Source organism: Pseudodesulfovibrio sp. JC047 (genome assembly GCF_010468615.1).
GTDB lineage: Bacteria > Desulfobacterota > Desulfovibrionia > Desulfovibrionales > Desulfovibrionaceae > Pseudodesulfovibrio.
In genome coordinates this window covers 1-13600 of the sequence record NZ_WUEH01000008.1, presented here as the reverse complement: position 1 = coordinate 13600, position 13600 = coordinate 1, and the positions used below count along the sequence as shown (strand labels likewise).

7 protein-coding genes are annotated in these 13600 nt (G+C 51.0%); 3 read left to right on the top strand and 4 right to left on the bottom strand.

Going from position 1 to position 13600, the window contains the following annotated elements:
- Positions 1–29: 29 nt before the first annotated feature.
- The 3 genes from GO013_RS06635 to GO013_RS06625 all read right to left on the bottom strand — a co-directional run bounded on the left by GO013_RS06635 (position 30) and on the right by GO013_RS06625 (position 8640).
- Positions 30–3611 (bottom strand): PEP/pyruvate-binding domain-containing protein, encoded by a 3582-nt coding sequence (locus tag GO013_RS06635; protein ID WP_163809428.1) that lies wholly within the window; start codon positions 3609–3611, stop codon positions 30–32.
- Positions 3612–3972: 361 nt separating this feature from the next.
- Positions 3973–7674 carry a pyruvate carboxylase gene (locus GO013_RS06630; protein WP_163809720.1) on the bottom strand — a complete coding sequence of 1234 codons (3702 nt, stop codon included), beginning with the start codon at positions 7672–7674 and terminating at the stop codon, positions 3973–3975.
- A gap of 69 nt (positions 7675–7743) precedes the next feature.
- Positions 7744–8640, bottom strand: coding sequence for a biotin--[acetyl-CoA-carboxylase] ligase (locus tag GO013_RS06625; protein WP_163809426.1), 897 nt, complete (start codon positions 8638–8640; stop codon positions 7744–7746).
- 27 nt (positions 8641–8667) lie between these two features.
- On the opposite strand from GO013_RS06625, the gene GO013_RS06620 reads away from it, so the two are divergent.
- From GO013_RS06620 to GO013_RS06610, 3 genes are all read left to right on the top strand, one after another.
- Positions 8668–9780 carry a tRNA nucleotidyltransferase gene (locus GO013_RS06620; RefSeq protein WP_163809424.1) on the top strand — a complete coding sequence of 371 codons (1113 nt, stop codon included), beginning with the start codon at positions 8668–8670 and terminating at the stop codon, positions 9778–9780.
- Positions 9781–9992: 212 nt separating this feature from the next.
- The gene (sucD, locus tag GO013_RS06615; RefSeq protein ID WP_163809421.1) at positions 9993–12074 is read left to right on the top strand and encodes a succinate--CoA ligase subunit alpha; all 2082 of its coding nucleotides are present in this window, start codon (positions 9993–9995) and stop codon (positions 12072–12074) included.
- A 9-nt stretch (positions 12075–12083) separates the two neighbouring features.
- On the top strand, positions 12084–13151 hold the full coding sequence (locus GO013_RS06610) for a glycosyltransferase (RefSeq protein ID WP_163809418.1): 1068 nt from the start codon (positions 12084–12086) through the stop codon (positions 13149–13151).
- 17 nt (positions 13152–13168) lie between these two features.
- Here the strand turns inward: GO013_RS06610 and GO013_RS06605 are convergent, their stop codons facing one another.
- The gene (locus GO013_RS06605; RefSeq protein WP_163809417.1) at positions 13169–13564 is read right to left on the bottom strand and encodes a metal-dependent hydrolase; all 396 of its coding nucleotides are present in this window, start codon (positions 13562–13564) and stop codon (positions 13169–13171) included.
- Between the last annotated feature and the right edge of the window lie 36 nt (positions 13565–13600).

The following is a 13600-nucleotide window of genomic DNA, read 5'->3' as shown; positions in this document are numbered from 1 at the left end:
GCCTTTCTCGGTATTCTATGTATTACGGACTACCATTGCTTTTTACGTTGTTCTTCAAGCGCGGCTTCCTGTTCCTCAAAGGAATCGAACCCGGCATGAACCATGGCATCTCTGACAGTATGGTGCCAATCCCAACTGGCGTAAATCACCGGTTTATGGAAAATGGACCGGAACTGTTCCATTTCTTGACGATAGAACTCTTCCTTCGGCGTTTCCATATGGTCACGAAGCTGCTCGCCAAAACGATCGAGTTCACCTTCGTACCATTCCATGAAATCTTCAGGCGATTTATATTTTTTCAGAATATGCCCGTAGCTGTTAACTTCGAGCAGATCCTGCAAATTCTGCATATGTTGCTTTTTAAGCCATTCACCCAAATCGCGGGTCTTGATATTTTGGGCTTCAATAGCGGCCAAATCCATCTTGGTCTGACAATACGTATCAGGAACAACAGAAGCGGACACAATCCCTGCAATGGCGACCAATCCGCGCAAGATGACGCTATTGGACACGCCCTGTCCGCAGAATCCGACCTTTTTACCGACTTTCTGCCCAGCGAAAATCGCGGACAAGATAGCCCAGACAACGGCAGGATCTTCTTCATCATAGATGTGTTGCAAACTGGCATTATCACGATCGGTCGCCAGAACCATCTGCGTCATATCATTGGACCCGATGGAGAACCCATCCACTTCTTTGAGGAATTCCTTGCACAAGACGGCATTACTCGGAATTTCCGCCATCAGGATAACCTTGAGGCCATCCTTGCCGGATTCCAGATTATGCACCTGTTTGAGATACCGCTTCATGGAGCGAGCTTCTTCCAACGTCCGGACAAACGGGAACATGATAGACAAATTCTTGCCGCCATAAATGCCCCGAGCGAGCTTGAAGGCTTCGAGTTCCCAATCATGGATATTCCGAGAGACACCGCGATATCCGATCATGGGGTTATCTTCATGCGCTTCAAACAACGAACCACCAAGCAAATTCCGATATTCATTGGATTTGAAATCAGTGGTTCTGTAGACGATATTGCTGCCATAAAAAGCCATGGCAAACAAAGCCAATCCCTGGGACAGGGTCTGGATATAATTTTCCTTGCCGGTGGTATAGCCTCGGGTTTCAAGAAGATGACGAATCCGGTCAGGCAATGTTGCCACTTCATCCATTTCGGATTTCAAACCCATCTTGAGAGCGACTTCTTCACGCAGGCGAGTAATTTTGTCCAAATATGCGCCAAATTCCGGCTCATCCTTCAAACGTTCAACAAACTCAGCCACCGTTTTTTCATGCTGCTGACGAATCTGCCACGCCTCGGACCGGGCTTCTGGTTCGGATTCGAGCATGTCATGGTATCCCAGCACCACGGCAACATGCGCTTCAGCGTCAATGGACGTCTTGAGAATATCAAGTCGTTCCGTTGCCAACGCAATGTGGTCATCCAATTTATGATCCATTTCGCGCAAACGGCGATGCATGGCCAAAACGGCATCCGTGCTCCGGGCACCTTCCTGTTCAGCCAAGGCTTCCATCTCATGCGTCAGCCCCGTAATAAGTCCGACGTATTCACGCAATTTGAGCGGCATGGTAATCAGACCGGACGCAAGCTGTTCCTTCATGACCTTGGTCAAACGCATATCCATCTGCTGGATTTTTTCTTCCACCAGATCATTCAGCGTATCCTTGTCATACGCCTCGAGTGCCATGGGATGCACACCAATATTGCCAAGCATGAACTCAGCACGAAGCAAACCAATTTCGAAATCAGGGACCTGACGAAGCCGAGACAGGAACAGAGCCTGACCGACATCAGCCAAAATCAAACCGACCTTGGTCTTGGTGGCCGGCAATTCCGCGACATTGATTTCGCCACCGACTTCTACCAGAGGCAACTCGCCACGATAGACTTTACCTCGTGAGCCATCGACCGTGACCTGCTGTCCTTCAAGTGACCGCAAGGCTTCGAGTCGCTGAATACCAATGATGGCCGGAATACCAAGTTCGCGAGAAGTAATGGCCGCATGGCTGGTGTCACCGCCCACATCGGCGAGAATGGCCGAAGCGATACGCATACCGGGAACCATGTCCGGATCAGTCCGCTGAGCGGCCAAAATGTCACCCTTGTTGATCTTGTTCAATTCCAGAGCGGAACGGAGATATTTGACTGTGCCCTGCCCTGCGCCACGGGAAGCCCCGTTGCCTTCGAGAATGACTTCAGCCGAAGCAATGGCCTTTTTGTCCACTTCGAGACGGCGCATGAAAATCGTATTGGGATGCAGTTCGATGTCTTCATTCCACCGAGTTTCAGGACGAGCCTGGACAAACCACAGTCGATCCGATTTGTCGATGCAGAATTCGGAATCCATTATCATGCCGCCATAGGCCTTTGAAATAGCTCGAACACCTTGAGCGACCATCTCAGCCTGTGCAATGGACAATGCCCAACGATACACTTCGTTACTCGGCACCTTGACCACTTGGGTTCCGCTGCCGTCTTCCCGGTAGATGATCTTCTTTTCCTTGCAGCCCATATACCGGATAACAACCTCACGGCTGCCATCGCGTTGGAAGACATAAAATTTGTCAGGAGTGACCATGCCGCCAACAACAGCCTCTCCCAAGCCATAACTTGCATCAATGGACACCAAATCATTCCGATCGGTTCCACGACAGCCTGTTGCCGTATCCGCACTAAACGCCGTTCCCGAAATCACGGGATTAATCATGCGCATGATGCAGACGGACAAGGACGTATGCTCAATGGCCCATTCCTTCTTGGCGAGTTCGGCAATAGCCACATCGCCGGTTTCCTCGGCCTTGGTAATGGCATCCAGAATGGCTTCACGGCGATAGGTCATGGAACGCAGGTTGTACGCGGACGCACAATCCCAGTGATACGCTTCCAGGCATTCATCCGCACCAACGATATTGAGATACGTGTCCTGCAAACCGGCAAAAGCTTTTTTGCGGCTGTCTTCACCTGCAGCAGATGAACGGACCGCAACCGGAACATCGTCAAGACCGGCTTCCTTACATATGGAAAGATAGGCGCCTTTGACTTCCTTGCCTATTTCAGCAGGGATATTGACGGAAAGGATGGCCGACTGGACCAACACCGAACGCATTCGAAGTTGATCAATACCCTCAGGAGATGTCGCAAACCCTTCAACAACGTTATTGATAAAGGTCCGCAGCTTGATCGGCGTGCCTGATTGTTTTTCAGACTGTTCACGAATCTTTTTGCCAACTTCACGAACAAACTGCTGTAAATATTCGGAATCTTCGTTAACGGCGTCTGAACTCCAATCAACCCGGTTGTATTCCTTATCAACCATTGAGCGGACAACAGCGGCGTTCACCTTGGTCTCGTCGAGGATATGGTGAAAGACATGCGATGAAATAGCCCTAAACTCAGGGGCCCGAATCCCAGCAACCTGACTGATGATTGCTGTATTATAATTCTTTCCACCGACAAGAAGTTCGGCTTCTTCACCGATCTTCTTAATATCGGCCCCATTCAGGACCAATTTTTTCTGGAGACTCTCAGTTTTTGCCCCGGCTTTGCTGGCAGCAGCCTTGGCGGCGGGCTTTTTCTGGGTCTTGGCCATCATTTCCTCCTGGAAATTCACTTTGGCGTTCAGGGAAAACCTCCCCTACCAAAGTCATTGTGACTTTCTACGATTACGATTCAACACTCTAAAAAGAACAATCAAGCCATGAGCTTCGAATACCCGCTTACAGTCTATCAGACAGGTTCGTCAATGAAACTATTGGTCAGACCATTGTACCAAAAAACCACTTTAAAGCACACATTTCAACGAAGAACAGCGACACAATTCGCACTGATATTCATAAAAAAAACAAGGCCGACAAGCACTTAATGCTTATCGGCCCTTATTTTCATTTCAAAGGCTTCTGGTCGTGCCATTTTTTAATGACTCAACCAATTTGAATGGTCATGTATTTTTCTTAGATTTTCTGTCCACACTGAGGGCAGAAATTGCAATCCTCACTCGGGACATCACTTTTGCATGTCGGGCAGACGCCAACTTCGGGTCCCAACTCGACGATCAACTCGCCTTCGACCACCGGAATCATTTTTTTGTCCTCGGTGTAGTTGGCGGATTTGATAACCCGTCTGACTGTTGCGTCAATGGGGGCAAGAACAGCTTTCTCCTGTTTCATGATGGAGATATTGAACAGTTCTTCACCGGCCTTGACCTTGTCACCTGGCCGAACATGCGTCACCCACAAATCACCGTTGCTAGGAGAACCGACATGATATTCATTCATCGGGTCCGCCATTTCAGTGGACTCCTTGCCGCCAACATCCGGCTCGGCAACCTTCACCTGATGACTCATGATCTCTGAATCAAGCGCATAACGAACAACGGCCATGCCGTTTTCATCCGGCTCGGAAATATCCAGAATACGCATCCGGTGCGGTTTCATGCAGTTGCCCTGGAATTGCAGGACTTCGCCCTTCTCCAACCCTTCAAACCAAACGTCAACCGGCAGATTGTTGATGTTGCCGAACTTCTCACAGAAATCGATGGTCGAAATGGCATCTCCAGGGTGGTTGAGATACATGACGAATTCCTCGTCTGTAGGATGCCGGTGCAATCGATTCTGTAATGCTTGCATCTCGACGTCCAAATCAACATCCACCAAAGTGGTCAACGGCGACTCTTCGGTCCGCTCCTTGATGGCAACTTCCCAGCCCTTGCCAAAAGCGGACTGGTAGACCCAATCTTCCGGGAAACCAAGTGGCATTTTGCCGAATTTCCCAAGTAACAAATTCCGGAAAGCATCATTTGAATCGCGATACAACGCGAGTCTGGCTTCCCGTTCATGATTGGTCAGGTCCTCTTCCTTGCACAGAGTCACAATATCCAGAACATTCAGTAACCGACGAACCTCGCGGGAGCCGCCACGCTTGTATGCTCCGGTGACCGCCAAGAATGCGGTATTCCAGGTAATTTGTGAACCAGGGGTCACATCGTGATACCGAACCACTTTCCGAGTTCCTTCAAGGAACTTGAGCATGTACGGTAACAGTTTAATATACCCCTGCTTCAAGGCACCTTCCTGAGAGGAAGATGTCGCACCGCCCGGCATTCCATGCCGAACCACATCGTGGTCAATTCCTTGGAAGTATGGAGCAGTGTATCTATCGTAATACGGCATGATCTGTTTCAACTTGAAGTTGGTCGAACGGATCATGTCTTTATCCAGATTGGTTTTCAGACCAATTTCATCTTCGATATACGCGGCCGTAGACAGAACTTCGCCCTGACCATACCAACGAACAGACGCACCAACAGCCACATCCACAATGTGCGCACCAGCTTCAGCGGCCGCACCCATGGTTGGGACAAAAAGCCCATCCGTATAATGACGATGACAATGAATGACCAACTCAGGGTATTTCGCTCGAATGGTCGCAATGAGTTCCCGCATGAATCGGGGCGGACACACGCCAGCCATATCCTTGAGACCGAGAATAATCATCTTCTCGGCCTGCTTCTTGGTCACGCCACCGGCCTCGGCACACATGGCGATAATGGAATCAGTCACTTGCAGGTACCGATCCACGCCAAAGCCCTTGGCCCACGACAAGGAAAGAGCGGGTTCAAAGATATTCCGATTCGAATTCATGGCAACCTCGGCAAAAGGCCGCATGTTTTCGACATGGTTCAGGAAGTCGAAACAACGGATAATCTCGTAATGCTCATTAATCATCTCGCCGGTCAACCGCATGACGTTCTTCGGTTGGGGTTTGTACCCCAGAACATTGGTGGACCGAACAAGAATCTGTTTTAATGTATTGGGTGCGAACTTGTTCCATTCCGCAGCTTCGGAAAATGGGTAGGTCATGTTGGCGAGCATGGCGACATGAAAGTGCGCCCCACCACCATTCTCAAGAGAGAAAAACCCACATTTGTCCAAAGATGGGCCGACAATACGATCTTCAGCCAGACGGAACCGGTTACCACTATTGGACTGTGTGATATCACGCGTGGTGGTATCGGTCATGTGGATGATGCCACTCTCCCGATCAGTCCGCAATGTGTCCAAAATGGCATCCCGATCCATACTCCGCGAAAAATGCGGCTCGAATCCCGACGACCTCTCAGGCGGTTCAACCAGCTCAAAACGGCCAACACGCTTGTCCTCACGACCACGATATTCGCCCAACTGGACATATTTGTTGTAGCCCAAGGCCGAAATCTCGGCCACAAGACGCATCATGCGCAGAAAATCCGGCTCACGATCCGAGTAATCCATAAGCTCGGTATAATTCTGACGGACAAAATTGGTGTCATAGTCCGCATCCACGAATTTTTGCTGATCGATGATTCTGCAATGGAAAGGAAGCGTGGTCTTCAGCCCCCCGATCATGTACTCGCGCAAGGAACGCTTCATCAAGGCAACGACCTTATTCCAGGAGTTACCATAAGAAATCAGCAAGGCGGCTGCGGAATCGTAGTTGGACGGGAAACGATAGCCATCTCCCACACAGGAATCGATACGAATTCCCTGACCACCCGGAGAAACATACCGGGTTATACGACCGGAATTGGGTTCAAAATTCTTTTGCGGATCCTCGCAGTTGATTCGGCACTGCATGGCCCACTGATACGGTTTGGTCTCTTCGTCATTGAGCCGCAACTTGGAACCGAAAGCAATGGCAATCTGTTCTTCAACCAGATCAATACCATACCGACATTCGGTGATACCATGCTCAACCTGCAAACGAGTATTTACCTCAATGAGATACGGCACACAATCGGCATCGACCAAGAACTCAACAGTCGCCAAGGAATGATATCCAACAGCTGACACGAGACGACGTGCATATTCCTTGAGCCGCGCACGCAATTCAGGCGTGTATTTCGGCCAGGGAGAAGGAGTGATTTCGATCAGCTTCTGATGATTCCGCTGAACCGAACAATCACGTTCATCCATACAAAATACATTGCCGTACTGGTCGGAAATGACCTGAATCTCGATGTGACGGACTGAAGTCAGCAATTTTTCGACATACAGACGCGGATTGCCGAAAGAGGCCTGCGCCAGAGCGGACGCCTTTGAAAACGCGTTCTCCAGATCCTCTTCCTGATAGACTTCATAAATACCACGGCCACCGCCGCCGCCTTCTGCCTTAAGCATGACGGGAAATCCGATTTCCTTGGCGATTTCGCGCGCTTCTGGAATCGAAACAGCCCCTTCGGACCCGGGGACCACCGGAACGTCCTGTTCGATGGCGAGTTTGCGGACCGCAACCTTGTTGCCCAAAATCCGCATCGGCTCCTGTTCGGGACCAATGAAAATAATTCCTGCTTCCTTGCATTTAGCGGGAAAGGAATCATCCTCGGCGCCAAATCCCCAGCCTGGATGAATGGCAACGACATCCTTGGCCTTGGCTTCACGAATGACCCGGTCCAGATCGAGATAAGCGCGAGGGTCGGAACCAAGCAAAAGCAGCTCGTTTGCTCCCGATGTCGCAGGGGAGGTTTTATCAACGTCGGTGGCGGTCATAATCGCCTTGGCGTTGAACATTTCAGTAATGGAGCGACAAATGCGCCGGGCCGGGATACCCCGGTTGGCAACAAGTATGCGCTTTCCTTTGACCTCTTCAAGTACCTCTTCAAAGGACTTTGGCTTCATGGAACTCACTGGTCTCCTAGACAAAAAATAAAAAAACACGGACTGGAACCGCCCCGCATTACACGGGATTTAGAGAGGAAAAATAGACCCTGAATACAGAACAATTTCTTCTCCACCACGCACTACAACGAGTCCCCCTTGAGGGGAAAGGCCCGTTATCACGGCCTCATATGAATCTTGGTTTCCCTCGTGGACCAGGACAGTCTTTCCCATCCAGGCCAACCTGTTCTCAATCATGCGAAGACATTGAGCAGGTGGAATCTCGTCGAGCATGACTGCATACACATTTTTGCCACGACTTACAAGGGTTTCAAGGAGAACCAAAGGCCCCCCGCTGAACGTCGAAAAGGCAAGCGTTCCAGCAGGGGCCGAACAATCATCACGCATTTGTCTGTCATCCGGGCACCCTGCGAGGTTCAACCCCAGCCCCAAAATCGTGATGCCCGCCCGTTCCTCGATCAGCATTCCACCGACCTTGCGACCATTTTGAAGAATATCATTCGGCCATTTGAGTTGTATGGACGCACCAAGCGACTGCAAAACATCGGCAAACAGGGAACCGACCACCAGTGGAAGTATTTGCGGTAAAATATCCCGCCACGGTCCGACTGAGGGAGGCTTTGGCAAAACAATGGACGCATGAACATTCCCCGGCAACGAGACCCAAGGGCGACGGAGTTGCCCCCTGCCGCCGTCCTGCACCACACTGAGAACCGCTCCCCACTCCCCCAAAAGGGAGTCTTCAGCCATTGACCGGGCCAACTCCATGGTCGTGTGGCAGGCAGGGAAAACAACCAGCGTTGAAGCACTTTCACACTGTGCCCGCTTGCACGTTTGTCCTGAAAAATCGGCGTTATCACAGACAGACCACGGCCCGAGCGACTCGATGTCCGCACACCATGAATCATGGGTTGCCGCTATCTGTTCCGGTGAACTTTCAACGAGGAAAATACCTTGTGGAATCATGAGTTACCTTATGTTATCGTATCGATTATGCACTTTTATCTTGCTGGCGGAGCTGTCCGCGACCTCCTACTCGGCAGGCCTATCCATGATCGGGACTACCTTGTCACGGGTACTTCCCGTGACGATTTCACCAACGCGTTTCCAAAGGCTCACGAAATTGGATTGGCCTTTCCCATTTTCATGATGGACGGGCTTGAATTTTCCTTTCCACGAGCAGAAACACTCTTGGAAGAATTAAAAGCCAGAGACCTGACTGTCAATGCTCTCCTGTTGGATGACGATGGAGAATTGATCTGCCATCCGCACGGATTGGACGACCTGAACAACGCCATCCTCCGCCCCGCTTCTCACGAGGCATTCCATATCGATCCACTCCGGGTCTATCGTGCCGCGCGTTTCTGGGCACAGCTTCCCGATTTCACCCCACATATGGAACTAAAAGACACCATGCGGGCCGTCGCAAAAACAGGGCTGCTTGCAACCCTGTCCCCGGAACGAGTTGGTCAGGAACTCATCAAGGCACTTTCGGCCCCGGCTCCCGGCAATTTTCTGCGATTGCTCGCGGAAACAGACTGCCTGTCGCCCTGGTTCGAAGAATTTTACGATGCCGCAACCATTCCCGCCGGACCTGCTCCGTATCACGATACGCATGTTCTGGAACACACCTGCCGGACCATGGACAGTCTGGCCGGAGACCCCATGACTGTATGGATGGGACTCTGTCATGACATTGGCAAGACAGCCACGCCCAAGGACCGCCTTCCGCACCACTACGGACATGATCGTGCCGGAATCCCACGCATCAAGACCCTTGTTCACCGGCTCAAGTTGTCCAATCGACACCTCACTGCGGGAATAAAAGCCGCACAATGGCACATGATTGCGGCCCGATATGAAGAACTGCGCGCCGGAACCAAAGTCGATCTTCTCATGGACACACATCTTTCAGAGACGTTGGAACCGCTTTTTGCCCTTGTTCTGGTTGATCAGGATAAAGATTATCGCAGCCGAGCCCAACGAAATCTCGCAACCATTCTCAAGGTGAAACTCAAACCAGAAGACAGGAATCTCGGAGCAAAATCCGGTGAAAAACTCAGGACTCTCAGAGCACATGCATTGACCCGTCGTTCAAGACAATAAAAGAAGACCACTTCACGGGAACAGCCAACTACCCCAAAAAACAGCATGTTGGCTCACAGCGTTTTGTATAAAAAAACACCCACGAAAGGCAGGAAAAAACTCGCACGCATATCCATTTCATAAACGCAATATGGCAAGACATTTACATTGATTCGTCTGCACAAACCCACTATAAGATGCTTCCGTCTATGGACTGCAATCAGGAGCTCGACATGCTACTTAATGAACACAAGAGCAAAATTCTCTTCACAAAAGCCGGTATCCCCACCCCCGAAGGCCTTGCTGTCTACCCGGGCGACGAAAACGACTTCAAACCAGAATTTCCACTGCCATGGTTCCTGAAATCGCAAGTCCTGACCGGAGGACGCGGCAAGGCCGGCGGTATTGTCAAAATTGACGACCCTGCGGATTTCCCGGCAACCGCACGAACGCTTTTCAACCTGACAATCAAAGGGCATTCAGTTCCCTTTATCCGCGTTGAGCCGGGGTCCTCCATTGAACGGGAATTTTATATTTCTCTCACGGTTTCCCGAGAACGCAAGAGCATTCTCCTGACAGTGGGTCGCGAAGGTGGTGTCGAAATCGAAAATCTCGGCCCGGACAACCTGCTCGTGCAAGAAATCAGGCTCCCCGGGGGACTTGCTCCGCACCAAATCAGAGCGGCTTTTTTCCATCTAGAGTTAAACAAAAACCTCTTAAAGGATTTTGCCACGCTCCTGACCAATCTTTTCAATGGGATGCTCGACAATGGGCTGCTCATGGCCGAGATCAATCCCCTGGTTCTCACCGCAGACCAACAACTTGTCGCGTTGGACGGCAAGGTGGAGATCGACGACAACGCAGCCGACCTGCGCCCGGAAATGGAAACATATTACCAACGGGAACACGCCTCGCCAGAAGAAAACACGGCCCGAGATGCCGGCCTTTCATTTGTCAAACTCCCCGGCTGGGTCGGCCTGATGGTCAATGGCGCAGGTCTGGCCATGGCGACCATGGACCTCCTCAACTTCTCCGACCTTCCGGCCAGCAACTTCCTTGATCTGGGTGGAGCTGCGGATCAAAAACGAATGGAAACCGCGCTGAAACTGCTGTTTGGCGACACGCAGGTACAAGCAATTTTCATCAACCTGTTCGGAGGCATTCTCTCCTGCGAAAAAGTCGCGCTCGCCATGCAAGGGGCACTTAAGGGAGCCGCTCCTCAAAAACCCATCGTAGTCCGTATGTCCGGCAAAGATGCCGACTCAGGCTTGCAGATTCTCAAGGATCTCAAGGTCAACGACCTCCATATGGCCAAGGATATGAAAGAGGCCATTGACATCCTGAACACGCTCAAACCGACACAGGCTCCCTCGCTTGAATTTCCGACTCCCATGGATTGCCCTGCCGGACAGACGCCCAAAGCAACTGGATACACCAGCGATGCACTCTTTGGCATTGACCGGGAGACCCCCATCCTTGTTCAGGGCATCACTGGACGCGAAGGCCAACTCCACACCCGGCTCATGCAGGAATATGGAGCGAATATAGTGGCCGGGGTCACTCCTTTCAAGGGAGGCCAAACCGTACTTGGCGTTCCGGTGTACAATTCTGTTGCCGAAGCCAAACAGTCACATACGATTGGGGCAAGCATTCTCTTTGTCCCACCGCAGATGGCGGCTGATGCCGTGTACGAAGCCGCTGCCAATGAAATTCCATGGGCCATTTGTATCACAGAGGGCATCGTGCAGCACGACATGTTGTCCACCTTTCATCAAATCGCCGATTCTCCCACTCGTGTTGTCGGCCCGAACACACCGGGACTCATCGTTCCCGGCACAACAAAAATCGGTATTCTTCCTTCGACACCTTTTATGCCCGGCCCTGTCGCCGTGCTTTCCCGCAGTGGCACTCTTACGTATGAAGTGGCCGATCGCCTGACCTCAGCCGGTCTGGGCCAGTCCTTGTGTGTCGGCATCGGCGGCGACCCGTTCATCGGTGTCAATTTTGTTGATATGTTTGAAATAATTCGAAATCATGATAAAACACGCGCCGTGGTCGTCCTCGGCGAAATCGGCGGACAGGCCGAAGAAAATCTGGCGGAATACGTTATGGCCACCGGATTCGACAAACCTGTCATTTCTTTCATTGCTGGCCAGACGGCCCCTCCCGGCAAACGACTGGGTCACGCCGGAGCCATCCTTGAAAAAGGCGGCGGCATTGAAAGCAAACTTACAACCATGAGCCGTGCCGGATTCGCAATCTGCCCAAGTCTTGAGGCCATTGCGGAAATGACAGCCAAGGCTCTGAATACATAGAGGTTTATCTTGAAAGTTTTGCTCCTTGATCTGGGAAAGATCATTCGTGGTGGACAGCGGCAGGTCTTTTACCTTGCCCGCTTTCTTGCTCGAACTCCCGGGTTTGAACCACTGGTCGTCATTCCTCAGAATTCCCCGTTAAAACCGCTCTTGGAAGAAGCCAATATCCCTTTGGCAGAAATACATTCTTCCAGCGACTATAACCCTCTCAACGTCTTTCGTCTGACGAGGTTGATCCGTTCATTCCAGCCGGATATCGTCCACACTAATGATGCCAAGGGAGCTTCTCTTGCCGCCATGGTTAAAAAGTTAAACAATCGCTTTAAGTTAATTCACAGTCGCCGGGTATCATACCCTCTCAAACCAGGGTGGAGCAAAAGCAAATACCTCGCTGGCGATGCGGTTGTCGCGGTCAGTCAGGAGATTCAGGAAATTCTTATTTCCTGTGGAATACCAAAGGATAAGACAACCACGATTCACAGCGGTATTGACGCTGACATGTATGAAAGGGAAAAAAGATCACACCCGGTACTGACGCTTGGCGCAGTCGGCGCACTGAGCGCACAAAAGGGATTCGGAGTGCTCATAAACGCTTTGAATGTCCTCAAAAAACATCCAGCAATGCCTGATTGGCAATGCATGATTGCCGGAGAAGGCCCGTTATTCCAAGAACTAAAACAACAAGCCGAAAAGCTGGATCTGGCCCGTTCAATTTTGTTCCTCGGCTATCAGGAAAGCCGCGTTGTCCTGCCGGAGATGGACGTGCTCATTATCCCTTCGGTTGACGGAGAAGGCTCAAACGCGGTCATCAAGGAAGGATGGGCAACACACACTCCTGTCATCACCTCGGACCTGCCGTCCAATCTGGAACTCGTGACGCATGAACACGATGGTCTGGTCTTCGAGAATAGAAACGCCGAAGAGTTGGCATCCCACATTGTACGAGTGGTGACAAACAAGAATCTGGCTGACACACTCGTTGCCAATGGTTCAGACACTGTCGCCAAGTACACGGACACCACCATGGCACACCATTACGTGACGCTCTACGAAAAGCTGACCGGTTCAAACGCGTAACCGGTCACGCTCCGACGTCAGACAAATTCTCCATCAAGCATCAAATGAGAAAAATAGCCTGCGACAAAGGCTCCGTAAAAAGGAATAAAATCTTTCGCGACGTCAGGCAATTGCATAAAGATCGGAATAGCGAGAATCGGCAGCGGCACGAGCAGCATGGCCCACCACGTATGGGTCCATCCTCGGTGAGACCCAATCGCCGGAAGCATTGAAAAAAGGCCAAACCAAGCAGCCCAGATATACAGTCCCCTGATAATCAGGACCACGTCAACGAGAGTAAAAACTGCATAATAGAAATTTTGTCCCTTGGAGTTCGTGTCCACATCTGGAAACAACGCTCCAAGGAGACATATATGGACCCGCCCATTTGGCAAGTGCTTTTTTGTTGGCAACGCAGAATCGAATGCTGTCATATATTCGGCCTATACTCTTGATATGGCCCTGATGGA